This is a genomic window from Paractinoplanes lichenicola, assembly GCF_016785085.1.
Taxonomy (GTDB): domain Bacteria; phylum Actinomycetota; class Actinomycetes; order Mycobacteriales; family Micromonosporaceae; genus Actinoplanes; species Actinoplanes lichenicola.
This window is the reverse complement of record NZ_JAENHO010000008.1, coordinates 557,974-583,310: the sequence shown is the minus strand read 5'-3', so window position 1 is coordinate 583,310 and position 25,337 is coordinate 557,974. Positions and strand designations below refer to the sequence as shown.

At 72.3% G+C, this 25,337-nt stretch carries 21 protein-coding genes and 1 riboswitch; of the genes, 9 read left to right on the top strand and 12 right to left on the bottom strand.

All coding sequences use genetic code 11. The annotated features are described in order from the left end of the window. Positions 1 to 13: 13 nt before the first annotated feature. Positions 14 to 2,050, bottom strand: a complete 2,037-nt coding sequence (locus tag JKJ07_RS29610) for a transglycosylase domain-containing protein (RefSeq protein ID WP_202995114.1) — start codon at positions 2,048 to 2,050, stop codon at positions 14 to 16. A 49-nt stretch (positions 2,051 to 2,099) separates the two neighbouring features. Next, positions 2,100 to 2,483 carry a DnaJ family domain-containing protein gene (locus JKJ07_RS29605; protein ID WP_202995112.1) on the bottom strand — a complete coding sequence of 128 codons (384 nt, stop codon included), beginning with the start codon at positions 2,481 to 2,483 and terminating at the stop codon, positions 2,100 to 2,102. 75 nt (positions 2,484 to 2,558) lie between these two features. Between JKJ07_RS29605 and JKJ07_RS29600 the strand changes: the two genes are divergently transcribed. Beyond that, a complete protein-coding gene (locus tag JKJ07_RS29600; RefSeq protein ID WP_202995110.1) occupies positions 2,559 to 2,828 on the top strand; it encodes a DUF2277 domain-containing protein in 270 nt (89 codons plus the stop codon). Here the strand turns inward: JKJ07_RS29600 and JKJ07_RS29595 are convergent. From JKJ07_RS29595 to JKJ07_RS29580, 4 genes are all read right to left on the bottom strand, one after another. After that, a complete protein-coding gene (locus JKJ07_RS29595) occupies positions 2,816 to 3,478 on the bottom strand; it encodes a GntR family transcriptional regulator (RefSeq protein WP_236030147.1) in 663 nt (220 codons plus the stop codon). The two genes, JKJ07_RS29600 and JKJ07_RS29595, sit on opposite strands and share 13 nt — an antisense overlap. Positions 3,479 to 3,506: 28 nt before the next feature. Beyond that, positions 3,507 to 4,319 (bottom strand): tryptophan synthase subunit alpha, encoded by an 813-nt coding sequence (gene trpA / locus JKJ07_RS29590; RefSeq protein WP_202995105.1) that lies wholly within the window; start codon positions 4,317 to 4,319, stop codon positions 3,507 to 3,509. Continuing rightward, the gene (gene trpB, locus JKJ07_RS29585; protein WP_202995103.1) at positions 4,316 to 5,467 is read right to left on the bottom strand and encodes a tryptophan synthase subunit beta; all 1,152 of its coding nucleotides are present in this window, start codon (positions 5,465 to 5,467) and stop codon (positions 4,316 to 4,318) included. The genes trpA and trpB overlap by 4 nt, the downstream gene beginning before the upstream one ends. An 81-nt stretch (positions 5,468 to 5,548) precedes the next feature. Then, positions 5,549 to 6,700, bottom strand: a complete 1,152-nt coding sequence (locus tag JKJ07_RS29580) for a LolA family protein (RefSeq protein ID WP_202995101.1) — start codon at positions 6,698 to 6,700, stop codon at positions 5,549 to 5,551. A 103-nt stretch (positions 6,701 to 6,803) separates the two neighbouring features. Between JKJ07_RS29580 and JKJ07_RS29575 the strand changes: the two genes are divergently transcribed. The 3 genes from JKJ07_RS29575 to JKJ07_RS29565 all read left to right on the top strand — a co-directional run bounded on the left by JKJ07_RS29575 (position 6,804) and on the right by JKJ07_RS29565 (position 9,670). Further along, complete coding sequence (locus JKJ07_RS29575) at positions 6,804 to 7,466, top strand: response regulator transcription factor (protein ID WP_202995100.1); 663 nt, start codon at positions 6,804 to 6,806, stop codon at positions 7,464 to 7,466. Then, on the top strand, positions 7,463 to 8,818 hold the full coding sequence (locus tag JKJ07_RS29570) for an ATP-binding protein (RefSeq protein WP_202995099.1): 1,356 nt from the start codon (positions 7,463 to 7,465) through the stop codon (positions 8,816 to 8,818). Before JKJ07_RS29575 ends, JKJ07_RS29570 begins: the two co-directional genes overlap by 4 nt. 78 nt (positions 8,819 to 8,896) lie before the next feature. Further along, positions 8,897 to 9,670 (top strand): YcnI family copper-binding membrane protein, encoded by a 774-nt coding sequence (locus JKJ07_RS29565; RefSeq protein WP_202995097.1) that lies wholly within the window; start codon positions 8,897 to 8,899, stop codon positions 9,668 to 9,670. A 40-nt stretch (positions 9,671 to 9,710) separates the two neighbouring features. Here the strand turns inward: JKJ07_RS29565 and JKJ07_RS29560 are convergent, their stop codons facing one another. From JKJ07_RS29560 to JKJ07_RS29540, 5 genes are all read right to left on the bottom strand, one after another. Continuing rightward, positions 9,711 to 10,877 (bottom strand): hypothetical protein, encoded by a 1,167-nt coding sequence (locus JKJ07_RS29560; protein WP_202995095.1) that lies wholly within the window; start codon positions 10,875 to 10,877, stop codon positions 9,711 to 9,713. A gap of 25 nt (positions 10,878 to 10,902) precedes the next feature. After that, positions 10,903 to 12,129 carry an AAA family ATPase gene (locus JKJ07_RS29555; protein WP_202995093.1) on the bottom strand — a complete coding sequence of 409 codons (1,227 nt, stop codon included), beginning with the start codon at positions 12,127 to 12,129 and terminating at the stop codon, positions 10,903 to 10,905. A gap of 89 nt (positions 12,130 to 12,218) precedes the next feature. Further along, positions 12,219 to 13,196 (bottom strand): C40 family peptidase, encoded by a 978-nt coding sequence (locus JKJ07_RS29550; protein ID WP_202995086.1) that lies wholly within the window; start codon positions 13,194 to 13,196, stop codon positions 12,219 to 12,221. A gap of 13 nt (positions 13,197 to 13,209) precedes the next feature. Continuing rightward, positions 13,210 to 13,344: riboswitch (cyclic di-AMP (ydaO/yuaA leader) on the bottom strand. A 123-nt stretch (positions 13,345 to 13,467) separates the two neighbouring features. Then, on the bottom strand, positions 13,468 to 14,376 hold the full coding sequence (locus JKJ07_RS29545) for a M56 family metallopeptidase (RefSeq protein ID WP_202995084.1): 909 nt from the start codon (positions 14,374 to 14,376) through the stop codon (positions 13,468 to 13,470). A gap of 138 nt (positions 14,377 to 14,514) precedes the next feature. Further along, positions 14,515 to 14,865 (bottom strand): BlaI/MecI/CopY family transcriptional regulator, encoded by a 351-nt coding sequence (locus tag JKJ07_RS29540; protein WP_202995082.1) that lies wholly within the window; start codon positions 14,863 to 14,865, stop codon positions 14,515 to 14,517. Positions 14,866 to 14,940: 75 nt separating this feature from the next. Here JKJ07_RS29540 and JKJ07_RS29535 point away from each other — a divergent pair, with 75 nt between their 5' ends. From JKJ07_RS29535 to cydC, 3 genes are all read left to right on the top strand, one after another. Then, complete coding sequence (locus tag JKJ07_RS29535; protein WP_202995080.1) at positions 14,941 to 16,302, top strand: cytochrome ubiquinol oxidase subunit I; 1,362 nt, start codon at positions 14,941 to 14,943, stop codon at positions 16,300 to 16,302. An 11-nt stretch (positions 16,303 to 16,313) separates the two neighbouring features. Then, positions 16,314 to 17,294 carry a cytochrome d ubiquinol oxidase subunit II gene (gene cydB / locus JKJ07_RS29530; protein WP_202995078.1) on the top strand — a complete coding sequence of 327 codons (981 nt, stop codon included), beginning with the start codon at positions 16,314 to 16,316 and terminating at the stop codon, positions 17,292 to 17,294. A 119-nt stretch (positions 17,295 to 17,413) separates the two neighbouring features. Then, positions 17,414 to 20,983 (top strand): thiol reductant ABC exporter subunit CydC, encoded by a 3,570-nt coding sequence (cydC, locus tag JKJ07_RS29525; protein WP_307834470.1) that lies wholly within the window; start codon positions 17,414 to 17,416, stop codon positions 20,981 to 20,983. Here cydC and JKJ07_RS29520 read toward each other — a convergent pair. After that, complete coding sequence (locus JKJ07_RS29520) at positions 20,934 to 22,967, bottom strand: S9 family peptidase (protein WP_202995069.1); 2,034 nt, start codon at positions 22,965 to 22,967, stop codon at positions 20,934 to 20,936. The two genes, cydC and JKJ07_RS29520, sit on opposite strands and share 50 nt — an antisense overlap. 325 nt (positions 22,968 to 23,292) lie before the next feature. Here JKJ07_RS29520 and JKJ07_RS29515 point away from each other — a divergent pair, with 325 nt between their 5' ends. Beyond that, the gene (locus tag JKJ07_RS29515; protein WP_202995068.1) at positions 23,293 to 23,619 is read left to right on the top strand and encodes a PadR family transcriptional regulator; all 327 of its coding nucleotides are present in this window, start codon (positions 23,293 to 23,295) and stop codon (positions 23,617 to 23,619) included. 86 nt (positions 23,620 to 23,705) lie between these two features. Continuing rightward, entirely contained in the window at positions 23,706 to 25,298 is a 1,593-nt protein-coding gene (locus JKJ07_RS29510; protein WP_202995067.1) for a hypothetical protein, read from the top strand. Positions 25,299 to 25,337: the final 39 nt, after the last annotated feature.

The following is a 25,337-nucleotide window of genomic DNA, read 5'->3' as shown; positions in this document are numbered from 1 at the left end:
GATACTGAGTAAATCACCCGCCGTACGCGGACCGGCCGCTCGGCGGTGTGAACACCCCGGAACCCTCGTCGCCGGCCGCCGCGCGCAGCGTCCGGGCCACTGCCGTGACCACCCGTGACTCGACCGCGCTGCCGACCCGGTCGGACGGGTCGGCCGGGTCGTTGGCGATGCCCGCGGCGGCCACGGACGGGGTGAAGCCGACGAAGGTCTCGGTCCGGTTGTCCTCGGTGCTGCCGGTCTTGCCGGCCACGTCCCGACGGCCGAAGAGGGCGCCGACCTGGGTCGCGGTGCCGCCGTCGCATTCGCCGTACGTGCCCTGCTGGCCGACCGGGCAGCGGGCGGCGTCGGTGGCCGCGCGGGCGATCTCGGGATCGAGCACCTGCGTGCAGTTGCCCGGCAGGGTCACCTTGTGCTTGCCGGCATCGGTGATCGACTCCACCGGCCGCGGCGCGCAGTATTTGCCCTCGGCCGCCACGGTCGCGTAGGCCGAGGCCAGCTCGAGCGGGGTGGTGTCGACGACCCCGAGGGTGAACGAGCCCCACGAGTCCGCGCCCTCCACGGCCAGCTTGGCGTCGGCCGGCGCGCTGAAGCTGATGCCGAGCCGCTTGGCCATCGCGACGACGGCGGCCGGACCGACCTGCTCCTCCAGGTGCACGAAGTACGTGTTGACCGAGCGGCCGAACGCCGTCCACATCGTGCGGTAGCCGTCCATCCAGGACGGAGTGGCGTTGCCGGGGCAGTACTTGCCGTCGCAGCTGTCGGGTCCCGCGTCGGGCCACTTGGTGACCAGCCTCGACGGCGAGTCGTAGCCGCTGTCGAGCGGCATCCCGGCCTCGAGCGCGGCCAGCATCGTGAACAGCTTGAAGGTCGAGCCGGACGGGTATCCGGTGACGCCCCCGCCCCCGCTGATCAGCGGGTTCATCGTGTTGGTGATCGACTTGGCGGCGCCGTACTCGCGGTTGACGGCCAGCGCGAGCACCCCGCCGGTGCCGGGCCGCACGACCGCGATCGGCAGGGTCTTCTTGCTGCCGAGGGCGTAGACCGCGCGGGACTGCTCGGCCGCGACCTTCTGCACGTCCGGGTCGAGCGTGGTGACGATCGTGTAGCCGCCGCGGCGCAGCGCGTCCTCCCCGCCGAGCTGGGTCTGGCTGTCCCACCAGCGCTCGAGGTAGTCGCAGAAGAAGCCCCAGCCGTCGTGGGCGTCGACGCAGCCGTTGGGCTGGACCTGGCCCGAAAACTTCAACTTCTCCCGTACGGCCGTGTCGTGCTGAGCCTGGGTGATCATGCCCGCCTTGAGCATGGCGCCGAGCACGTACGCCTGACGCTCCTTCGCCTTGCTCCGGTCGCCGCCGATCGGGTTGTCGGCGTCCGGCGATTGCACGATGCCCGCGATCAGGGCCGACTGGGCGAGGTCGAGCCGGGCCGGATCGACGCCGAAGATGCGGCGGGCCGCGGCCTCGATCCCGTACGCCCCGTCGCCGAAATAGACGATGTTCAGGTAGTTCCGCAGGATCTGCTGCTTGGTCAGCCGCGACTCGAGCTCGACGGCGTACTGGATCTCGCGCAGCTTGCGGGCCGGCGAGTCCTCGGTCGCCGCCGCCCGCTCGGCCGCCGTCAGCGTCGGGTCCTCCTTGAGCACGTTGCGCACCAGCTGCATGGTCAGCGTGGAGGCGCCCTGCTCGGCGGCGCCGCTGCGCGCGTCCGAGACCAGCGCGCGGGCCAGACCCCGCAGATCGACCCCGCCGTGAGAGTAGAAGCGAGTGTCCTCGGCGGCGACGATCGCGTCGCGCATCACCGGGGCGACCTGCGCCAGCGCCACGTCATGCCGGTCCTCGTCATAGAACGTGGTGATCAGCGTCTTGCCGTCGGCGGCGTAGACCCGGGTCAGCTGGGCCGCGGGCGGGGCCAGCAGCCGCGCCGGCAACTCCTCGCGCTGCTCCTCGTTCCAGCGGGCGCCGGCCGTCAGCACCGCGCCGGCCGGGATCGCGGCCACCCCGGCCAGCACCGCCACCAGCATCAGCACGCCGGCCAGGTTCTTCTTGGCACTCATCCGTTCAGCGGTAACACCGCCGGCTGGGAACCAGCTGGGTCCCGCCGCCTCAGCGCCGGGCGCGCCAGCCCTCGGTCACCTTGTCGAGGTTGAACTTGCGCAGGATCACCGGCGGGCCGTCCATCCGGCCGACCGTGGCCTGGTGGATCCGCTCGTTGAGGTCGTCGACGTAGTCACGCACCTCACGCTCGCTGCGCAGCCGGTCGACCTTGGCCTCGAGCTCCTCGGTCTCGCGGCGCAGGGCCAGCGTCGGCGGAATCACCCCGGCCGTCGCGCCCTCGCGCTCCAGCCAGTCCTTGACCCACCAGTCCTCCTCGTAGTCCTCGCCGTGCCCGCGCAACGGCTTGCCCTGCCCGGGCAGGTTGTCGAACTCGCCGCGCTCGGTGGCCTCACGCAGTTGCCGGTCGATGGAGGACTCATACCAGTGCGTCATGCGTCGATGATATTTCGTCGTACCCGTGGCGTAACTTGGCTGAAGTCGCGTTCCCAGCCGCCCGGAGGTCCCGCCGTGTGCCGCAACATCCACCAGCTGCACAATTTCGAGCCGCCCGCGACGGGCGACGAGATTCACGCCGCCGCCCTGCAATACGTGCGCAAGGTCGCCGGCAGCACCAAGCCGTCCCAGGCCAACCAGGCCGCCTTCGACCGCGCGGTCGCCGCCGTCGCCGCCGCCACGGCCGAGCTGCTCGAAGAGCTGGTCACCACCGCCCCGCCGAAGAACCGCGAGGTCGAGGCGATCAAGGCCCGGGCCCGAGCCGAGAAGCGCTACGCCAGCTGAGCCCAGCTCACGGTCAGGCCGGTGATTGCGCGTTCGGTGCGGATTTCGAGCAGGGTGCCGAGGATTGTGGCGCGGTCGGCGACCAGGGCGCGGTCGTCGAGGCCGTAGGTGATGCGTTCGGAGTGGAAGGCCGGTGTGCCCGCGGGCTGGCGCAGCAGGGTGGCGGTGGCCTGGTCCAGGGCGCCCGGGCGGACGGCCTCGGTTGCCCGCTGCACGACCACGCCCTGGTCGGCCAGCGCCTGATAGAGCGAGGTGGCGCTGAGGTCGGCCTCGGCCAGCGCGGCGCCGCGGATCCACGACACCTGGTGCACGGCGGGGCGCCCGGCCAGCAGGCGCAGCCGTTCGAGGCGGACGGCGGGTGGGCGGTCGCCCAGGTGTGCGGCCGCCCAGGCCGGGGGCGTGCCGACGGCCTGCCCGAGGATCTGCGTGGCCACCACGTGGCCCTGGGCGCGCAGATCCTCGGCGAAGCCGCGCAGCGAGTCGAGGCGGTATGCGGCGCGCGGCTCGGCCACGAAGGTGCCCCGGCCCGGTTGCTGGGAGAGCAGGCCGTCGGCCTCGAGCTGTTGCAGGGCCTGTCGCAGCGTGGCCAGGGTGACGCCGTAAAGCCCGCTCAGCTCTTTCTGCGGGGGCAGGGCCGAGCCGGGCGGCAGCTCCCCGCCCCGGATCTTGGCGCTCAGGTCAGCCGCGATGACCTGATATTTCGGCGTGCGAGGCGTGGTCAGCGGTGGCCTCCTGGTCGGCGCGGTCGAGGGCGGCGCGCAACGCCCTGACCTCGGCTTCCAGGTCGGCGGGCGTGGCTCCGTCGAGAACCCTACGCATCAGGGCCGAGCCGATCACGACACCGTCCCCGGCGCGTCCTGCCTCGGCCGCCTGCGCCGGCCCCGACACCCCGAAGCCGACGAGCACCGGCAGCGCCGAGGCGGCGTCGATTCGAGCCGCCTGCGCCGCCTTGATCCGGGCGGCCAGGGTGGCTGCCGAGGAGGCCAGCGCGTCGCGTTCGCCGGTGGTGCCCATCCGGCTCACGGCATAGATGTAGCCGCGGCTGCGGGCCACGATCTCGGCCAGCCGGTCGTCCGGGGTCACCGGCGCCACCAGCAGAGTGAGCTCGATCCCATGGGAAGCGGCGGCCGCCTCCACGGATGCGGCCTCGTCCAGCGGCAGGTCGGGCACGATCAGCCCGCGGAACCCGGCCTCGGCCAGCCGGCGGCAGAACTCGTCGGCTCCGGGCCGGAAGACCAGGTTCGCGTACGTGAAGGCGATCAGCGGAACCCGTACGGGAACGCCTTTGATCTCGGCGAGGATCGAGTCGATCGTGACGCCGCGGGCGAGGGCCTGATCGGAGGCCTGCTGGATGGTGACGCCGTCGAGCATGGGGTCGGAGAACGGGAGCCCGATCTCCACCGCGTCGGCCCCCGCCGCCTGCATCGCGAGCAGGTAGTCGATCCAGTTCTCGGTCACGCCCGCGGTCAGGTAAGGCACCAGGAGCTTCATGCGACCTCTCCCAGCGTCGCCATGTCCTTGTCGCCGCGGCCCGAGAGGGTGAGCAGCACGCGGGAGCCGGTCGGCAGCAGTGGCCCGCCCGCCTCGCGCAGCACCCAGGCCACCGCGTGCGCCGATTCGAGGGCGCAGATGATGCCCTCCGCGCGGGCCAGCCGGCGCACCGCCGCGACCACCTCGTCGTCCTTCACACAGTGGTATTCGGCCCGGCCGACCGACCCCAAAAAAGCGTGCTCGGGTCCGATGCCCGGGTAGTCGAGGCCCGCGGCGATCGAGGCGGCCTCGGCGACCTGGCCGTCCGCGTCCTGCAGGACCATCGAGCGGGCGCCGTGCACCACACCCGGCCGGCCCGAGGACATCGCCGCCCCACCCGCCGCCTCGACCCCGACCAGACGGGCCGGGGTGTCGGCGAAACCGGCGAACGTGCCGGCCGCGTTCGAGCCGCCACCGACGCACGCCACCACGACGTCGGGAACGTACGGGCTCTGGCTTCTCGCCTCGTCGCCGATGACGCGTTGCAGCTCCCGGACCATCCACGGGTACGGGTGGGGGCCGCCGACCGAGCCGAGCAGGAAGTGCGCGTCGTCCACGTCGGCCACCCACGCGCGCATCGCCTCGTTGGTGGCGTCCTTCAACGTACGGCTGCCGGTCGTGACCGGGACGACCGTGGCGCCGAGCGTGGTCATCCGCAGGACGTTGAGCTGTTGCCGCTCGATGTCCCGCTCCCCCATGAAGACGGTGGCCTCGAGGCCGAGCAGGGCGGCGGCGGTGGCCGCGGCGACCCCGTGCTGCCCGGCGCCGGTCTCGGCGAGGATCCGGCGCTTGCCCATCCGGCGGGCCAGTAGCGCCTGGCCGAGCACGTTGTTGATTTTGTGGGAGCCGGTGTGCGCCAGGTCCTCCCGCTTGAGCAGCAGCTCGACGCCGAGGGCGGCAGAGAGGTTGCGGGCCGGGGTAAGCGGCGTGGGCCGGCCGGCATAGACGGCGAGCAGGTCGCCGAGCTCGGCGCGGAACGCGGGGTCGGCCCAGGCGCCGGAGAAGGCCGCGGCCAGGGCGTCGCAGGCCGGGACGAGCGATTCGGGGACGAACCGGCCGCCGAAACCGCCGAAGCGGCCGGCGGCCGGTGTCGTCATCAAGGTGGGCATCACACGCCTCCAAAGTTCTAGAACTCTTCTCGGCAGTGTTGCACAGATGCCGTGGAGAGTTCTAGAACTATTGGGGACCGGTTACTTCTTGGCGGCCGCCTGGTAGAGCGTCTCCGGGGCGACAGCGCCCGCGAAGACCCGGCCGTCGTCGGTCAGCAGGACGCTGAACAGCGAGCCGGAGAAGAGCCGGCCCTTGCCCCACGTGCCGCTCACCTCGGGCAGCGCGCCCAGCAGGCTCTCGGCCTGGCCGGCCTGCGCGCCCTCGGCGTCGGTCTTCGGCAGCTTGGCCGTCACGACGGACGCCCATCCCTCGCCGATCACCGTCGGGCCCTCGCCGCCCTGAGCCGCCTTCGCCTGCTCCTTGGCCTTCTCGATCTCGGCCGGCGTGTGCTCCTGGGCCGACTTCTCGAGGTCCTTCTCGAGCTGGCCCGCGTTCGCCTCGGTCACCTTGGTGCCCGGCGGCGGGTTGAAGACGAACTGCTGCGCGTCGGGCGTGTCAAAGCTGATCTGCTGGAACGCCACCCGGACGGCCGGGCTGGTGGCGTTCTTCGCATACACGTCCACACGCAGCGGGATGTGCTTCTCGGCGTCGATGGCCAGGCGCACCTGGCCGATCAGCGACTGCTCCGCCTTGGGGCTGAGCACCAGCTCGTACGCGTCCCGGTCGGCCACCTTGGCCGCGCCGGTCGTCGTCACCTTGGTGCTCTCGTCGATCGCCGCCAGCGCCGCGTCTGCGGCCTCCTGCGGCGAGGACGGAATGCCGGACGGCAGCGCCTCCGGCTTCTTGTGCTCCGCGCCGGCCGGCACCTTGATGTGCGTGGCCGCGCTCTCCTGGGACTGCCAGAACCACACGTCCGGGCCGTTGCGGATGAGGTCGGTCTCGCCCTGGGTGCCCAGGAGCGCGATCCGGGCCTTGTCCTCGCCGGCGTACCAGACCCGCGCGGTGTTGCTGCCGGCGACGAGACTGGCCAGGCCCAGCTGGCTCGACGCGCCGTCGGTGAGCCCGGCGATCTTGGGCAGCCCCAGATCGGCGCTCTGCACGATGGTGCCGCTGAGCCCGTCGACCTTGGCGTTCTGCAGGTCGACGAGGAGTTGTGCGGCGCTGCGCTCGGGCAGCGAGGGGTCGGCACTGGCGACGATCGTTCCCGCCGCCGCGCCGCCTCCGATGACGACGACCGCCGCGGCCGACGGCACGAGCCACCGGAGCGCCGGCCTTGACCTGAACACGGACACGATGTCCACCTCCCGTTGATCTGTCACCAGAGTGCGCCACCACCCCTGTGACCGGGCTGAGAGCGGCCCCTAGGGGTGGCCCCTGTCATGCAAAGGTAATGAGGTGCGGTTGCTGGTGGTGGAGGACGAGGCGCGGCTCGCGGCCGCGTTGCAGCGTGGACTGCAGGCCGAGGGCTTCGCGGTCGATGTGTCGGGCGACGGTCAGGACGGGCTCGAGATGGCCCGGCACGGCGGCTACGACGCGATGATCCTGGACGTGATGCTGCCCAGGCTGAGCGGTTATCGAGTGGTGCGGCAGCTGCGGGCCGAGCAGAACTGGGTGCCGGTGCTGATGCTGTCGGCCAAGGACGGCGAGTACGACCAGGCCGACGGTCTGGACTGCGGCGCCGACGACTATCTGACCAAACCTTTCTCGTACGTGGTGCTGCTGGCCCGGTTGCGGGCGCTGCTGCGGCGCGGGGTGCACGAGCGCCCGGTCGTGATGCGGCACGGCGACGTCGAGCTCGACCCGGCCGAGCGGCGGGTCATGGTGGCGGGCGCGGAGGTGACGCTCACGGCCCGCGAGTTCGCGCTGCTCGAATATCTGATCCGGCGCCCCGGCGAGGTGGTCAGCAAGATCGAACTGCTCGACCACGTGTGGGACGCGGCGGTCGAGACGGCGCCCAACGCGGTCGAGGTCTACGTGGGCTATCTGCGTCGCAAGATCGGCCGGGAGCGGCTCGAGACCGTGCGCGGCGCGGGCTATCGGCTGGCGGCCGTTGGATGAGGCGCCCCCGCGTGATCAGCCTGCGGGCCCGGCTCGTGCTGGTCTCGGTGCTGGCGCTGACCATCGGCCTGGCCGCCGGTGGCGCGCTGCTGATCGGGGTGCTCAACTTCGCGCTGCTGCGGGCGATCAGCACCGAGACGCAGGAGACGGCGCGGGGCGTGGTCAACCTGATCGACCAGAAGTCGCTGAGCCAGCGGATCGAGGCCAACCCGGCCATGCAGGTGCAGGTCATCGACGCCGACGGCCGGGTGCTGGCGATCTCGGCCGGAGCCGACCGGCTGGTGCCGATGCTGCACGACGACGAGCTGCGCGGGCTGGCCGACGGCGAGGTGCGCGACATCCCGGGCAGCCGGATCGGCCTGCCGGGCGACGCCCGCGTGGTCATGCTGACGGCCGGGCCGCCCACCGACCCGCAGCGGGTGCTGGTCGCGCGTTCGACCAACGACCTGCGGCAGGGCGTGCACATCCTGCGGCTGGCCCTGCTGATCACGTTCCCGCTGATCATCGGCCTGCTGGCGATCGTGCTGTGGCGGGCCCTGGGGGCGGCGCTGCACCCGGTCGACGCGCTGCGGGCCGGCGCCGAGGAGATCACCGGCGGCACCCGGGAGGGCCGCCTGCCGGTGCCGGAGTCGCGGGACGAGATCCATCGGCTCGCGGTCACGCTCAACGGCATGCTGCACCGGCTCGAGTCGGCCCGGGTGCGGCAGCGGGCGTTCGTCGCCGACGCCGCCCACGAGCTGCGCAGCCCGCTGACCAACATGCGGACCGAGCTCGAGGTCGCGCAGCGCCTGCCCGACACCGACTGGGCCGCGCTCACCGGCGACCTGCTGACCGACGTCGACCGGCTCAGCCGGCTCGTCGACGACCTGCTGCTGCTGGCCCGCTCGGACGACGGGGGCGGCGGCCGGGCGATCTCGGCGCCGTTCCGCTCGGTCGACCTGGGCGCGCTGGTCGGTGACGTGGCCGACCGCTATCCGGGGGTGACCTATCTGCGGCCGGCGGTGCCGATGGAGGTGACCGGCGAGCCCGACGCGCTGGGCCGGGTGGTGGCCAACCTGCTCGACAACGCGGTGCGGCACGCGAAGTCGGCAGTGCAGGCGACGGTGAGTGAGAACGGCACCCATCGGCTGATCACCGTGACCGACGACGGGCCGGGCATCCCGCAGGCCGACCGGGAACGGGTCTTCGACCGCTTCACCAGGCTCGACGACGCGCGGGCACGGGACGCGGGCGGCTCCGGGCTGGGGCTGGCGATCGTGCGCGAACTGGTCCGGCGGCACGGGGGTATTGTGACGTTGAGTGATGCCGCCCCGGGGCTGCGGGTCGACGTACGGCTGCCGGCTCTGCGCTGAAATTCGCCGGGAACTATTTCGCGGCGCCGAGCGACCAATGCCGTACGCCGCTTTGTCCCCCACGGAAGGTTCGACAGGATGTCCCTGTTCAAGCGCTCGGCTCTGGTCGGCGCCACCGTCATCGGCTTCACCCTCGCGCTGGCCGCCCCCGCCTCCGCCCACGTCTCGGTGAACCCCGGCACCGCGGAGGGCGGCGGATACTCCAAGGTCACCTTCCGGGTGCCCAACGAGTCCGACAAGGAGTCGACGACCAAGGTCGAGATCAACCTGCCCGCCGACAAGCCGGTGGCCTCGGTCTCGGTCAAGCCGCTCACCGGCTGGGACGTGGCGACCACGGTCGGCAAGCTCGACAAGCCGCTCGAGGCGCACGGCGCGCAGATCACCGAGGCCGTCTCGAAGATCACGTGGACGGCCAAGGCGGGGTCGGAGATCAAGCCGGGCCAGTTCCAGGAGTTCGACGTCTCGATGGGCCCGCTGCCCGAGTCAGGCGACATGATCTTCAAGGCGCTGCAGACCTACTCGGACAACACGATCGTGCGCTGGATCGACGAGCCGAACGCCGACGGCACCGAGCCCGAGTCGCCCGCGCCGGTGCTCAAGCTGACCGCGGCCGGCGCCGAGGGCGCAGACACCAACGCCGCCGCCCCGACCGCCGCGGCCGCCGTCGAGACGACCGAGGCCCAGGACTCGGACGACCCGGACGTGTTCGGCATCGCCGGGCTGGTCGCGGGGGTGCTGGCGCTGATCGTCGCGATGCTGGCTTACGCGCGCTCGGCCCGCCGCCCGTCCGAAGCGGTCGGCGCTTCTTCGTCCTCCGCCTCTTCGCCCTCCGCCCCCTCTTCGGACAAATAGCGCAACTCACTCGAAAGGTCTGCCGAATCATTCGGGGTGATCAGCGTGGGGCCGGGCCGTTCTTCGGTCCGGCCTCGTCGTCTTTCCAGGCGTCGCGCAGGTCCTTCTTCGTGGTGCGCCACCAGTCGCGTAGTTCCTCGGTCCAGTCGGTGAGGGCCTGCCGGCTGCCCGGGTCCTCGAGCCCGGCGCCCAGCAGCTCGGTCAGGCCCAGCAGCCACAGCAGCGGCGTGACGGCCAGGGCGATCACCGGCAGCGGCCACCACGGCACGGCGGCGAACACCCCCAGCAGCGCGATGCCGAGCGCGGTCAGGGCCAGCCCGGCCACGTCGGCCCGGCGCATCAGGGGCGGCAGCAGGGCGAGGCAGCGCCACGGCAGCCGGCCGGCCGGGATCAGCACCCGGGCCGCGAAGCCGGCCATCACCGCGGCCAGCACGGCCGACACGATCCGGGCGAAGAAGCCGGCCGGCGTCCACCACCAGTGCGCCACCAGCAGCAGCACGCAGACCAGCCCGGCGCTCGCGGCCAGGCCCCGGCGCAGGCCGCTCAGCACGCCCCGGATCGGCCACGTCATCGAGACGACGTCGGCGCGGGCCGGGTTGTCGCGGGCCACCTCGCGCAGCGCGCGCATCGAGCGACGCACCTTGAGCCGCTCGGCGTCGAGCATGGCGGTCAACCAGCGCCCGTACGCGTTGTCGGGCTCGATGGCCAGCGCCGCGCGCGCCGCGGTCAGGGCGGGCTCCCGGTTTCCGGCGTCCCGCTCGACGTCGGCCACCGTGAGCAGGCCCTCGACCGAGCGCGGGGCGAGCGTCCGGCCGTGCGCGGCGGCCGCCCGGGCCCGGTCGAAGTCACGCGCCGCGGCCAGCGCCCGGGCCAGCACGAAATGGCCGGAAGCGGCCTGCGGATCGAGCCGGACCGCCTCGGCCGCCGCGTCGACGGCGTCGCGGGACCGCACGAGGACGATCAGATTTTCGGCCCGTTCCAGGTGCGCGTCGGCCAGCAGGGGCGCGGCCGCGACGGCGGCGTCGGCCCCGCGCAGGGCGGCCGCGTAGTCACGCTTGAGCCGCAGCACCGACGCCAGCAGGGTGAGCAGCCAGCCGTCGGACGGCGCCTCGGCCAGTCCCTCGCGGGCGATCCGCTCGGCCTCCGCGTAGTGCCCGACCTCGGCCAGCCGCTGCGCCCGCCAATAGGCCGAGGGCGGCGACGTCACCGGCGCGCGCGCTTCATAAGGCCGATCACCGGTTCTTGCGCTTCTTCAGGTAGGCCGCGAGGTCGTCGTACTCGCCGGACTCGTTGGCGAACATGGCGACGTTGCGGGCGGTGGCGAACCAGCCGTCGGTGGACGGACGGACCTCGCGCGCGGCGGCCAGCATGTCCTGCTGGTTGATCATGCGGATCTCGCCGGTGGCGATCGAGTCGCGCATGGCGAACTCGGCCGCGGTCTCGCACACATGGGCCAGGTCGGCGCCCGAGTAGTTGTCGGTCGCGTCGGCCACCTTGCCCAGGTCGACGCCGGCCACCGGCCGGTCCCGCAGGTGATATTGCAGGATCGCGGCGCGGGCCGGCTTGTCGGGCGGCAGCACGAGCAGGGTGCGGTCGAGGCGGCCGGGGCGGCGCAGCGCGGAGTCGATGTCCCACGGCGCGTTGGTGGCGGCCAGCACGAAGACGCCGTCGTTGTTGCCGTCGACGCCGTCGAGCTCGGTCAGCAGCTGATTGACCACCGTACGCATCGAGGACGAGTTGAGCTGGCTGCGCTTGTGGCCGAGCGCGTCGATCTCGTCGAGGAACAGCACGCACGGGGCGTGGCCGCGGGCCGACTGGAACAGGTCGTGCAGGTTGCGCTCGGAGCTGCCGACCCACATGTTGAGCACGTCGGTGATCGACAGGGAGATGAACGCGGCCCCCATCTCGCCGGCCACCGCACGGGCCAGGAACGTCTTGCCGCAGCCGGGCGGGCCGTAGAGCAGCAGGCCGCCGCGCAGGCTCTTGCCGAACAGCGTACGGAGCTTGGGGTTCTTCAGCGGCCCGAGGAACGAGATCTCGAGCCGCTTCTTGACCTCCTGCATGCCCCCGACGTCGGCCAGCGTGATCGTCGAGGTCTCGATGTCGAACGTGCGATCCTCGTGACCCCGTACGGGCTCCTGCTCGTGGGAGAAGCGCGGCGGCACGATGTCGCCCAGATCCTGCTCCATGGCCGCCCAGTCGACGGTCCCGGTCGGCGGCTGCTCGACCGGAGCGGCCGGGGCCGGGGCGGGCGGCGGGCCGCCGAGCGCCGACGTCATGAGCTTCTGCGCGGCCGCGTTGCCCGGCTCGCGGGCCAGCACCTGAGCGGCGTGCCCGATCGCCTCGCCGCCCCGGCCCGCGCCGACCAGCAGCTCGGCGAGATGCAGGCGCAGCGTCAGGTCGTCGGGCCGGGCCTCCACGGCCGCGGCGAGACTGTCGATCAAGGGCGAGTCGCTCATGACACGGAATTATGCCCGCGCGCCCGGAGAACGTCGAAGGCCGCCGGGACACTGCCCCGACGGCCTCCGACCTGTGTTTCGATGCCGGTCTAGCCCGGTCGGCGGTAGCCCGCGATCGGGCCGCGGTCGATCGTCGCCATCCGGACGTGGTCGCCGGTGTGCGGCGCGTGCACGACCATGCCGCCGCCGATGTAGATGGCCACGTGATGCAGGCTGCCCGGGTAGTAGAAGACCAGGTCGCCGGGCTGCAGCTCGTTCTCGGAGACCGGCCGGCCCTGGTTCCACTGGTCCTTCGTGTAGTGGTCCAGGTGCACCCCGACGCTCGCCCACGCCTCCTGGGTCAGACCCGAGCAGTCGTACGAGTTGGGGCCGGCCGAGCCGAACACGTAGGGCAGGCCGACCAGGTCGCAGGCGCGCTGGGCCGCCCGGCCGCCCTTGTCGTTGGTGTAGTCGACCGGGCACGGGCCCGTCTTGAACGGCCCGTCCTCGGCGCCCGAGGCCCCGTACGCCTGGATCCGCAGCTTCTGCAGCGACGTGATCTTGGCTTCGATCGCCTTCTTGCGCTTGGCCAGGTCGGTGTCGCGGGCCGCGTTCTCCTTGGTCACCACGTCGAGGTCGGCCTTGGTCGCGGCGAGCTTGTCGCGCAGGGCCGCGACGTCGGCGATCTGTGCCTGCTGGTGCCGGGCGAGCTGGTCGAGATACGTCAGCTTGTCGGTCAGGCCGGTCGGCGAGCCGCTGATCAGCATCGCGTTGAGGGCGCTGGGCGAGCCCTGCTTGTACGCGTCGACGGCGAGCCCGCGCACCTGCTGCATCGCGGCGTCGACCTGCTTCTGCAGCGGCTTCAACTGGGCGGTCAGCGTCTTCTGCTGAGCCCTGTTCTTGATCAGCGTGCCGTGCACGTCGTTGTACTTCTCGATGACCGGCTCGAGCTCGTTCCACTGCTTGTCGATCTGCGCCTCGACCGAGGACGGCGAGGGCGTTGCCTGCACGGGGGCGGGTCCGGAAAAGACGATCCCGACCGCGGCGGCGGCGCAGACCAGGCTGCGCACTACTGCGGCGCGACGCACCTTGGTGTGGTGTCCTTTCTTCCCTCTCCGCCGACCGGGTTAGCTGCCGGGTTCGGACGGGAAGAACGTCCGGCCGCTCGAGAGCGGCTTCACCCCTACTACTCGGGTCCCCGATACGCCACGAGTGGCGACTAGGCGGTGATCCGTCAGATCGACCGGGGTGGTCGATGGGGGGCTGCCGGACCGTGCAACACCGTACTCCCGATCATGTCCTTATATAAAGCCGCACCAGCGATCAAACTGTGTGCACATCGGGTTACACGGTGAGTGACTACAGGGGCCAGGCTTCGAGCGCTCGATCGAGCCAGGGCACGACCAGGATCACGGTGGGTAGCACCAGCAGGCCGACCGCGGCGGCCCCCGCGACCACGTTGAGGGCGACGGACGGGGTGTGCGACTCGGCCAGCCGGTCGAGCCGGCGACGCCGGGCGTCACCCCTCGGGTCGGGCTTGACGTCCTCCGCGAGAGGGACGGCGTCGGTCAGCCGCTCTAGCGCGGCCCGCAACGGCTCGGCGCCCGTCCGGCGGCGGGCGACGTCGTCCGCGATCATCTCGAGCAGCAGATGCACGGCGTCGAGCGGCTTGCGGCTGCGCAACGGCCGCGGCACCGCACGATAGAAGGCCGTGAACGACTCCATGACGACCTCGTGCCGGTGCCGCAGGTGGGTCTGCTCATGGGCCAGCACGGCGTCGATCTGGGCCCGGTCGAGCACCTGCAGCACGCCGTGGCTGAGCACGACCCGGGGCTCGCGGCCGGGCACGCAGTAGGCCAGCGGGAGGGCGCCGTCGAGCACGCGCAGGTTGTCGGGCCCCAGCTCACGGTGCTGCTCGGCCCGGTCGAGCAGGTCGACGAGCAGCCGGTGCCGGGCGCGCCGGGCCCGCGAGCGGCGGCTCACCCCGTACAGGGAAATCAGGAGCCGCAGGATGATCAGCGCGGCCACGGCAAGCGCGCCGATCACCGCGACCTCGGCCACCGTCTTGCCCGAGCCGGCGGCCCGGGTCACCTCCTCGGGCGCGGCCAGCACGACCCCGAGCGCGGCCAGCACGGCGGTCAACGTGATCGACTGCCAGAGCACCACGGCGCCGACGGGCGCGCGATCGGGCCAGCGGGCGTTGGCCAGAATGCCGGGCACCACGAGCGACAGCGTCAGCCCGAGCGCACCCAGCAGGAGCGCGGTCACCCGACTACCCGCCCCGTCACTCGGGCACCAGTCACTCGCCCGGTCACCCGGCCCGTCAGCTGGCGACCAGTCACCCGTTCCACACCGCGTTCGCCCCCGCTTCCGCGTCAACCCCGCCACTCAAATCCGAAATTTCGCTTATTTCCGTTTTTCGGAGGCCCGGATCGCGGCGGCAAGCGCGTCCGGCGACAGCTGCCCCACGAAATACGCGAGCGCGGCGTCCTGATCGTCGCTCGAGGACAGGGCGTCGAGCATGACCGAGGCCGTCATCTCCTCGCGGGACTGCGAGGGGGCGTACTTATAAGCGCGGTCCGCCTTTTGCTGCTGGACCACGCCCTTTTTCGCCAAGCGGTCGAGCACGGTCATCACCGTCGTGTAGGCCAAGTCGCGCTGACGGCTCAGGCGCTCGTGCACCTGCCGCACGGTGAGTGGCTCACCGGCGTCCCACAACTGCGTCATGACCTCGCGTTCCAGATCCCCGAGAGCCATGTCACGAAGTCTACTGCATCCCGTCGTACTACGTGGCGTAGTATCTACTACGAGACGTCGTAGAGGGGGCTACCCATGGACGTGCTGGATCTGACCCGGCTGCAGTTCGCGGTCGTGACGATCTACCACTACTTCTTCGTGCCGCTGTCGATCAGCCTGGCCGCGAGCGCCGCCGGCCTGCAGATCGCCTGGCTGCGCACGAAGAAGGCGGAGTATCTGCATCTGACCAAGTTCGTCGGCAAGCTGCTGATCATCACGTTCGCCGTCGGCGTGGTCACCGGCCTGGTCCAGGAGTTCCAGTTCGGGCTGGGGTGGAGCGCCTTCGCCAACTTCTACGGCGACGTCTTCGGGCCCACGCTGGCCATCGAGGGCATGCTCGCGTTCTTCCTCGAGGCGACGTTCCTCGCGCTGTGGTATTTCGGGTGGGACCGCCTGCCCCGGCTCGTGCACACGGCCTGCATCGTCATCGTCGCGGTCGGCACGCTGCTCAGCGCGTTCATCATTCTGGCGGCCAACAGCTTCATGCAAAACCCGGTCGCGTACGCCCTCGACCCGGTCACCGGCCGGGCCCGGCTCACGTCGTTCACCGACCTGATGCTCAACAAGGTCAACCTGGCCGCGTTCCCGCACACCATGTCCGGGGCGCTCATGGTGGGCGGGGCGCTGCTGCTCGCGCTCGGCGTGTGGCGGCTCGCGGCCGACCCGGCGTACGGGATCCTGGCTCGTCTCGGCGCCTGGCTCACGCTGGCCGGCGGCGGGTTCACGGCGCTCACCGGCGACCACCTCGGCAAGGTCATCACCGAGGTCCAGCCGATGAAGATGGCCGCGGCCGAGGCGCTGTACGAGACGACCTCCGGGGCGCCGTTCGCCGTCTTCGCGACCGGCAAGCCGCTGCCCGAGTTCGCGCTCGAGATCCCCTGGCTGCTGTCGATCCTGGCCAAGGGGAACCCGAACGCGACCGTGCAGGGCATCGACGACCTCCAAGCCCAGTACGCGGCGGAGTTCGGCCCCGGCTCGTACGTGCCGATGATCCCGGTCGCCTTCTGGACGTTCCGGCTGATGATCGGCGCGGGCATGCTCGCCATGGTCGTGGCCGCGTTCTACCTCTGGCGTACGCGGAAAGGCCGGCAGGCTCCGCGCTGGCTGACCCGCTGGTTGCCGCTGATCCCGCTGCTGCCCACCGCGGCCAACACGTTCGGCTGGATCTTCACCGAGACCGCGCGGCAGCCGTGGATCGCGTTCGGCATCTCGAAGGTCGCCGACGGCATCTCGCCCGGGCTGACCAGCTCGGAGGTCATCGCCTCGCTGGCCGGCTTCACGGTCGTGTACGGGGTGCTGGCCGTCGTCTGGCTGCGGCTCGTACGGCATCTCGCGCGGCAGCCGCTCGCCGCCCCTCCCGCCACCGCGGACAAATCGGACCTCGCGCCCGTCTACTGAGGAGCTCTGCCGTGATCACGTTTTGGTTCTCGGTCGTCGTGCTGGCCTGGGTGCTGTTCTTCGTCCTCGAGGGGTTCGACTTCGGCGTCGGGGTGCTCGGCCCGCTGCTGGGTCGCGACGATCACGAGCGAGGAGCCGCCGTACGCACCATCGGCCCGTTCTGGGACGGCAACGAGGTCTGGCTCGTGGCCGCCATCGGCGTGACGTTCGCGGCGTTCCCCGCCTGGTACGGCGCCCTGCTGTCCGGGCTGTACCTGCCCATGGTCGGGCTGCTGCTCCTGCTGGCGGTGCGCGGCGTGGCCCTGGAGTTCCGCGGCAAGGGCGACGGCGAACGCTACCGCCGCCGGGCCGACATCGCGCTGGCCGCCAGCTCGCTCGGCATAGTGTTGCTGTGGGGCGCCCTGCTGGCCGTCTTCGTCCGCGGCCTGGCCATCGGCGCCGACGGGCAGGTCATGGGGGCCGGCCTCTCCCGCAGCCTCGACCCGATGGTCACCGTCGAGGCCCTGCTCGGCGCGCTGGCGGCTTTGTTCGCCGCGCTCATGCTGGGGGCGACATTCCTTTCCCTCCGTACGAGTGGACCCCTGCGCCGCCGGGCTCGGACGCTCGCGCGGTGGCTGGGTACGGGCGGGGCCGTCGCCCTGCTGCTGATCGGCGTTTTCGCGGGTTCGCCGCTGGTGCTGGCCGCGGCTGTGCTCAGCTTCGCCGCGGGTCTGCTGGCCCGGACGGGGCGCGAGGCCCTGGCCTTCGCCACCGCGGCGCTGGGCGTGGCCGGGGCCGTGGTCGCTGTGTTCACGGCCCACGGCTCGGTGGTTTTGCACAGCACGCTCGACCCGAGGTGGTCGCTGACGCAGGCCTCGGCCGCCGCCACTCCCCAGGCCCTCGAACTGCTCACGTGGGCCGGCGTCCTGATCCTGCCCGGCGTGCTGGCGTATCAGGCCTTCTCGTACTGGGTCTTCCGCCGCCGGGTCGCCAGCGAGCGGGTCCCTTCATGAGGCCGCCCGCTCCTGCCCCGTCTTTGCCCGCCGCCTCCACGTCTGCTCCGCCGGCCCCTCTCCGGGTCGCGGAGAGCCAGCGGTCGCGCCCGCCACGCGGGCCGCTGGACCCCCGGCTGGTGCGTCATGCCCGCACCAGCCGGACGGGCATCGCCGGCCTGGCCCTCCTCGGAGCAGGCCAGGCCGGCGCAACCCTCGCGGTGGCGGTGGCCCTGACCCTGCTGGTCGCCGCCCCCGACTCCCGGGGTCGCGCGGCCGTCCTGCTGGCCGCCGCCTTCGTCGCTCGCGCGTTCTTCTCGTGGGCCGAACAGGTCGTGGCCCGCCGCACCGCGGCCCGGGTCACCGACGAACTCCGCCGCGCCATGCTCGACACCCTCCCCCGCCGCGGCCCGGCCTGGGTCGCGTCGTTCGGCGCCGGCCGCCTGACCGCCGTGCTGACCACCGGCCTCGACGCCCTCAAACCGTGGTTCAGCGGCTACCTGCCCGCCCTGATCCTCGGCGTCGCCCTGCCCCCGCTGGTCATCGTCGCCATGGCCGTGGTCGACCCCACCTCGGCCGTGGTCGCCCTGGTCACCCTCCCGCTGATCCCCGTGCTGGGCGCGCTGATCGGCTGGGCCACCCAGGCTCAGGCCCGCCGCCGCTGGCAGGCCGACGCCCGCCTGGCCGGCCACTTCCTGGACGTGGTCCGCGGCCTGCCGACCCTGCGCGTCTTCGGACGGGCCGACCGCCAGACCGCCGTGGTCGAAGCCCTGACCGACCAGCACCGCTCGGCCACGATGCGCGTCCTCCGCGTAGCCTTCCTCTCCTCCACGGCCCTGGACCTGGTCGGCACCCTCTCGGTTGGCCTGATCGCCGTGGAGGCCGGCCTGCGCGTGGCCTCGGGCAACCTTTCCCTGGGCCCGGCCCTGCTGGTGATCCTGCTGGCACCGGAGGCGTACCGGCCGCTACGCGAGATGGCCGCCCGCTACCACGCCTCCACCGAAGCCACCGCAGTCATCTCCGACGTAGACGAAATCCTGACCACCTCACCCGCCGCCACGCCGAACTCCCTCCAGGCCGCCTCGATCCATGCCGCACCCGCATCGGTCAGCACCACCGAGACATCCGCCGACGCCACCCACTCCGCAGCACCCCACGCCACAGCCGGATCTGCGAACGCCGGCCATTCCGCTCCCACAGGTGTCAGAACTGCCCGAACCGCTGCCGCCTCGCTCGTCCGTGCCGAATCCCCACACGCAAGTGCCGGCCATGTCGTTCAGCTGCGCGTAGTCGGCGGTGGGGTGCAGGACCTCAACGACGGCGACGACGTTCAACCGGCTGCCGCCGGCGCATCGGTCGGGCCCGTCCGGAGCGATGAGCGGGCCGCCGGAGTCATCGCGATCGGACTGCGCGCCCGCTATTCCGGCGCCACGCGGGATGCCGTGTCGCTCGACGAACTGGTTGTGCGGCCGGGCGAGATCGTCGCCTTGAGCGGGCCGTCCGGCGCGGGCAAGACCACGGCGCTGCGCGTACTGGCCGGTTTGCACGAGGCCACCGCCGGCGTGGCCCATGCCGCGGACCCGCGCTATCTCCCCCAGCGTCCCACGCTGCCGCACGCCCGCGTGGTCGCCGACCTGTTCCCGCCCGGCGCCGACATCACCGGGGCCCTGCGCGCGGTAGGCCTCACCGACGACGTCACCGCCGCCACCCCCCTGGGCGAGCGCGGCGCCGGTGTCTCCGCGGGTCAACGCCAGCGCCTGGCCCTCGCCGCCCTGCTGCACCAGGCGGACGGGCCGGTGGCCCTGCTCCTCGACGAGCCGACCGCCCACCTCGACACCACCACCGAGTCGCTGGTGATCGACCGCCTACGCGCCGTGGCCCGGTCGGGGGCCGCGATCCTGGTGGTCGCCCACCGCCCGGCCCTGCTGGCCGCCGCCGACCGTGTAGTCAGTATCGCGGGACCGCCGGAGTCCGACTCGTTCGACGGCTACGCCACGCATCCCGGCGACAGCACACGAGTCGGCAATGCAGCACAAGCCGGCAGCATGCAACGCGACGACACGTCTGGGGGCATGCCTCGGCGCGGCGCGACGCCGGAGACCGCCCACAAACGGCGGGCCGGGCTTTGGCGGCGGTTCAGCACTGCCGTGGTGCTGGGTAGTGGGTCGTCGCTGGCGGGGCTGTTGCTCACCGGGGCGGCGGCCTGGCTGCTGGTGCGGGCGTCGAGCCTGCCGCCGGTGCTGAGTCTCTCGACGGCCGTGGTGCTCGTGCGGGGTAGTGCCGTGGCGCGGCCCCTGCTGCGCTATCTCGAACGGCTCGTTGCGCACGATGTGGCGTTCGCGCGGTTGGGGGTCTGGCGGGCGCGCGTTTTCGCCGATCTCATCCCGCGGGTTCCGGGGCCGAGGCTGCGGCGGCGCGGCGATCTGCTCTCCAAAGTGGTCGGTGATGTCGACGCCCGCGTGGACGGGCTGCTTCGGGGACGGCTGCCCGCCCTGATCGCGGCCGTGACGGCAGCGGTCGCCGGGGGCGCGATCGCCATCGTGGCTCCGGCGGCGGTGATTCCTCTGGTCGCGGGGCTGCTCATCGCGGGGATCGTGGCACCCGCTCTGGCTGTGCGTCAGGCCCGCCGGGACGAGGACGCCACCGGCGAGGCGCGAGCCCGGCTCCGGGACGCCATGGTCGAGACCGTGGACGGGATCGAGGACCTCGCCGACACGGCCGGGGGTGTGCCGCATCGGCGCAGCCGGGAGCTGGCCCGGCTCGAGGCGCGGGCCGCCCACGCTTCCGGGCGGGCGATCGCCGTCGCGCAGGCCGGGTGGGGTGTTGCGGTGGTGGGCACGGCGTTCGCGCTGGGCGGGCTCAGCCCCGAGTGGGCCGCCGTGCTGCTGCTGGCGATCGTCGTGCTCGGCGAGACCGTGCTCACGCTGCCCGACGCCGCCGTCGCCCGGCTCAAGGCAGCCGCGGCCGAGAAACGGCTCGCCGCCCTCACCACCGACGCCCCGAGCGCCACATTCCAAACGGATGGCACCCCGGACCGGCTCCTGGCGATCAGCCTGCGCGACGTCACCGCGGGCTGGGACCCGACCCAGCCACCTGCCCTGCGCGGGCTCGATCTCGACCTCGCTCCGGGCGAACGGGTTGCCGTCACCGGGCGGTCCGGCGAAGGCAAGTCCACCCTGGCTGCGGTCGTGGCCCGGCTGCTCGACCCGCGAAGCGGCACGATCTCTCACGGCGGCCTCCCCGAGCACGACATCCGAGGCAGGGTCGTGCTGGTCGGCGACGACACCGATCACGTCTTCGCGTCCACCGTGCGCGAGAACCTGCGGCTGGCCCGGCCGGACGCGAGCGACGACAAGCTGCGGGCCGCGCTCAACCGCGTACGGCTGGGCGGTTGGCTCGAGGCACTGCCGGAGGGGCTGGACACGTGGCTGGGCAGTGGCGGCACCACGATGTCGGGTGGGCAGGCGCGCCGGTTCGCTACCGCGCGGGCGCTGCTGGCCGAGCCTGAGGTGCTGATTTTGGACGAGCCGACCGAGGGCCTCGACGAGGATGTCGCCGAGGCCGTGATGGGTGACCTGCTCGACGCCTCCGGGCAGGGCACGGTGCTGCTGCTGACCCACCGGGCCGAGGGGCTCGGCCGGGTCGATCGGGTGCTGGAGCTCAGCGGGGGGCGGCTAGCGCCTCGCGCAGAAACTGCAGTTCGGGTGTGAGCAGATCGACGTCGGGGGGCATGTGACTCGCGCCGGGCAGTGGCAGCACAGTGTGCGGCTTCCCGGCGGCGAGCAGGGCCGCCGACAGCCGCATCGTGTGCACCGGATAGACGTTGTCGTCGGCCAGGCCGTGGATCAGCAGGAGCGGCCGCGACAGGTTGGGGGCGTCGGCGAGCAACGACCCATCCTCGTACGGGCCGGGGTTGCTCTCCGGATGACCGAGGAAGCGCTCCTGCCAGTGCGTGTCGTAGAGCCGCAGGTCGGTCACCGGCGCCCCGGCCACGGCGGCGTGGAAGACGTCGGGGCGGCGCAGCACGGCCAGGGCGGCCAGATATCCGCCGGCCGACCAGCCCCGGATGCCGACCCGGCCGACGTCGAGCTCGGGATAGCGCGCGGCCACCGTCTCGAGCGCGGCGATCTGGTCGTCGAGCAGCTTGGTCGCCGAGCGCCCGGCGGCCTCGCGTTCCCAGCGCGGACCACGCCCGGGGGTGCCGCGCCCGTCCGCCACGATCACCGCGAAGCCCTGGTCGGCGAACCACTGCGACACGTAGTAGGAACGGCGGTCGGCGACGGCGCGGAGCATGGCCGGACCCCCGTACGGGTCCATCAGCACCGGCAACCGCTCGCCGCGCTGCCACATGGCCGGGAACAGCACGGCCGTACGCAGTTCGTGCTCGCCGGCCCGCAGCAGCGAGACCTTGGGCACGACGGGTGAGCTGGTGGCCATGTCTTTGACAGTGCCGCCAGGCCAGGTGACGCGTTGCCCGCTCAGCGTGGCCGAGTTGAACACCGTGACGCCGCCCGCGCGGAAGGCCTCGTGCCGGCCCGGTTCGGTGGTGAGCTGGTGCAATCCGTCGGCCGCGGACCACGACCAGACGTGCAGCTCGGTCGGTTCCGTCGTGGCGGTGAACAGCACGGTCTCGCCGTCGACCGCGCACAATCCGGTCACCTGCAACCCTTCGGGCGTGACCGGCCGGCCGTCGACGGTCAGGCGCCGCGTGTCCCCGTCGTCGGCGGTCCAGAGCAAAGAGCCTTCCCCCGTACGCCGGGGAAAGCCGGGCGTGATGTGCGTCCAGCTCGGGTCGGTGGCCTCGGCGAGCATTTCCGTACGCCCGGTGGCCGGGTCGACGGCGAGCACGCGCAGGACGGTCTGCGGCCTGTTCTGCACGACCGCGAGCAGCCCGTGCGCGTCCCAGACGACGTCGACCAGATATTCGTAGTCGTCCCAGCCGAAGTCGACCCGCACCGGTTCCCCGTCGCCCACCACCCACAACTGCACGTCGGCGTTGGCCGTGCCCGCCACTGGATAGCGATGCGCGCTCGGCGGCTGAGCGGGCTGACTGGGATCGCTCAGATACCAGATCTCGACCGGCTCGTTGTCGACCCGGGCCACGGCCAGCCGCTCGCCGCCGGGCGCCCACCAGAACCCGCGATGCCGCTCCATCGACTCCGACGCGACGTGCTCGGCCAGCCCGTACGTCACGTCACTGGTCTCGGGGGCCGCGAGCGCCCTGTCCCCCGTGCCGTCGGCGCCGATCACCCGCAACGCCCCGTCGTGCACGTAGGCCACGCGCGAGCCGTCCGGGCTCAGCGTCGCGCCGATCAACGGCGTACGGGCGGGAAGTTCGGTATTGAGCCGCGTCTCGGTGTCAACGACGAAGAGCTTCTCGCCGGCCGTGTAGGCGACGAGCCGTACGGCGGAATCGGCACTGTAATCCGAGATCCCCGCCGACCGGTCGCGCGCCCTCTCCCGCCGCGCCCGCTCCGCCGCCGACATGCCCGCCCCCGCGCCGGGCGGATCGGCCAGCTTGGTCTCCTCCCCGGTCACCAGGTCAAGCGACCAGAGCCGCCGTACGGGATCCTCCCCGCCCTCACTGCGCAGGAAGAGCAGCCGCTTCCCGTCCGCCGAGACCGTGAACCGCTGCGGCCGCCCGAGCCGAAACCCTTGCGTTCGCCCGAACAACCGCGGAAAAGAAAGAGGCATGCCGCTCTTCTTACTCCACGATCCCCCACCCGTCACACCCGTCACGGCGCGCCGAGCATGCCGGTTTTTTACTCCCCGATTCCCCGACCACACCCGCACCGCCGCTTGAGAACGCCGCCCCCACTCCCCGAGCCTGCACCGCCGTTCGAGAACGCCGCTCCCCCACTCCCCGAGCCTGCACCGCCGTATGAGAACGCCGCTCCCCCACTCCCCTGCACCCCGCTCCTTCATTGACGCCCCAACCGTCACGTCGCCACCGCCTCGAGCACGCCGCGACGAGGTCGGCGTAGTGCGTCGGCGTGGCGACCCTATGTAGAGTGCATACATGGGTGGGCCACGGATCACGGCGTCGGTGTTGCGGGTGTTGGCCGGGTTGCTGGCCGAGCCGGGGGCGCAGCGCTACGGGCTCGAGCTGATGCAGGAATCTGGCCTGCCCAGCGGCACGCTTTATCCGATCCTGGCCCGGCTCGAACGGGCCGGGTGGGTCGAGTCGCGCTGGGAGCAGATCGACCCGGTGGCCGAGGGTCGCCCGAGCCGGCGCTATTACCAGCTCACCGCGGACGGGGTGGTCGCCGCGCGGCGGGAGGTCGCGCTCATGCAGCAGCAGATGTCCCGGGCCGCCGGGCCCGCCGCCCGTCCGCAGGAGGCGTGATGACCAGGGGCGGCAGGCCACCGGGCGGCACTCCTGCCTCGGGCGCGACTTCGGCGCCGGTTGGACCGCCGCGCTCGGGTGGCGTGGTGGATCGGCTGGCGCGGGGGCTGGTGGTGGCGGCCGCGCGCCGGTGGCCGGACGACCTGGCCGGGATCATGCGCGAGGAGTGGCTGGCCGAGCTCGCGATGGCGGGCGGGTGGCGGCGGAAGTTGGCGTTCGCGGCCTCGTTGGCCGTCTCGCCCGCGGTCGACGAGCCGTCGTGGCAGGAGCGGGCGACCGGTCTTGGCCGTTCCGCGGCGGTCGCGGCCGGCGTGACACTGGGCGCCGCCGTCGCAGCCAATCTCGCCCGCGGCGCCGCGATGTTCGCGCCGGTGGTGCTCGTCGCGGCGACGGTCGTACTCGGGCTGGCGGGGCGACGGGTTCGGGTGTCGGGGTTCCTTGTGGGTGCGGCCGTTTTCGCCTTTCTGTTCGCGGGCAACCCGGTGCCGGTCATGCCGTTCATGGGCGCCGTCGATGTCGGTCCGGCCGTGGCAGTCTGGGTCGCGGGCATCACAGCGGCGGCTTGGTGGTCGCGGCGACTGGTGGCCGTGGGTCGCCTTCGACGAGCAGCCGGGGTCGCCGCGGGCGGTGGCCTGCTCACGCTGGAACTGGCCACTGCGGCCGGTTCCGCCCACGCGGCATCCGTGCTGGGCGTGCCTGCCTGGACCGCGCCGGCCTGGTTCCCGCTCGCATTGCTGCCCGGTGACACCGTCTCGTTCGGCCCGAGCTTCCCTGACGGCTCGGCGGCCTTCGGCAGTCTCCAGTCTTCGGGGCAGGCCTTCCACGCCTCCGACATCTTGCTGGCCAACGCCGCCGTCATGGCCGGGCCGCTGCTGCTGTGCACCGCCTTCGTCTTGGCCTCGGCCTTCCGCGCCACAGCAGTCCGCCCCGCTGCAGTCGCTCGCGCCACCGCACACCCGGCGGGCGCACGCACAACCGCACACCCGGCAGGCGCACGCACAACCGCGCATCACACGACAGTCACACGCGCCACCAGGCACCAGTCCGCAGCCGCGCTCAACACTGCTCACTACCCGACGACCGCCCCTCGAGCGACAGCTGACCAACGGTGCTCGTCGGTCTTGCGGATCAACTTCACCTACGCGCTGATCCGCTGCGCCGGCTACGCCGCAGTTCGCTGGGTCCGCTCCCGCATCACGGAGGCCCTGGCATCGCGTCGTTTCCGGGCGTGGGCGTCGCGGATCACCGGTGACGTGCGCCGGATCGCGGTGGGCGTTGCCGCGGCGGGGGCCGGGCTGGCGGTGGCGCCGTTGCTGTCCAGCGCGCCGGCCAATGCTGACGCCGCCCTCCCGCGGATGCTGGACAACACGACGGCGTTCGGGTTCGGGTTTGTTGAGCACCCGTCGGGGGTCGGGCTGGTGGCGCTGGTTGTCGCCGTCCTCGCCGTGCGCACCGCCGACGCTCGGCACGCAGTCGACGCCGGGCGCGCGGTCGACGCCGGGCCCGCAGTCGACGCTCGGCGCGCGGTCGACGCCGGGCCCGCGGTCAACGCCGGGCCCCCAGTCGACGCTCGGCGCGCGGTCGACGCCGGGCGCGCTGTCGACGCCGGGCGCGCTGTCGACGCCGGGCGCGCTGTCGACGCCGGGCGCGCTGTCGACGCGCGAGACGCCAGCGCATAACGAAGCCGACACGAGGCCTTTTACACAGCCCAGACCCTA